This is a genomic window from Nocardia citri, from assembly GCF_054065835.1.
Map to the genome: position 1 here is coordinate 1 of NZ_JBSUQM010000073.1, position 698 is coordinate 698.

At 63.8% G+C, this 698-nt stretch carries 1 protein-coding gene; it reads left to right on the plus strand.

All coding sequences use genetic code 11. From position 1 onward, the window contains the following. On the plus strand, nt 1-659 hold a 659-nt coding region (locus ACW2Q0_RS31150; protein WP_457194499.1), incomplete at its 5' end, for an IS256 family transposase. Nucleotides 660-698 lie beyond the last annotated feature (39 nt).

Here is a 698-nt window from a genome sequence, read left to right on the forward strand (position 1 = left end):
GGGAGGGAACCCGTGAGGTGCTGGGCCTGTGGGCCGGCGAGCACGGCGACGGGGAAGGAGCGAAATATTGGCTGCGGGTGCTGACCGAGATCAAGGCCCGTGGTGTCGCGGACTGCCTGATCATGGTGTGCGACGGCCTCAAGGGCCTGCCCGACGCGATCGGCGCGGTGTGGCCGCAAACGATCGTGCAGACGTGCGTCGTTCACTTGTTGCGCAACAGCTTCCGCTACGCGTCCAAGAAGGACTGGGCCGCGGTCGCGAAAGACCTCAAGCCTATTTACACCGCAGCGTCGGAGTCCGACGCCCTCGACCGGTTCGCCGAGTTCGCCAGCACATGGGAGAAACGCTACCCGGCCATCATCAGGCTCTGGACCGGCGCATGGGCGGAGTTCACGCCATTCCTGCAGTTCGACAAGGCAATCCGCACCCTGATCTGCACGACCAACGCGATCGAGAGCCTCAATTCCCGGATCAGGCGCGCGGTCAACGCCCGCCGCCACTTCCCCAACCAGCAGGCCGCCCTCAAATGCGTATACATGGCGGTCATGGCCACCGACCCCACCGGCGCGGGCCGCAAACGCTGGTCCAACCGATGGAAAGACGCCCTCAATGCATTCGACCTGGCCTTCGACGGGCGCCTGTCCGCCGGATACAAGTAGCCAGTTATTAATCAGTTACACCGAAAACTTGACAGTCCC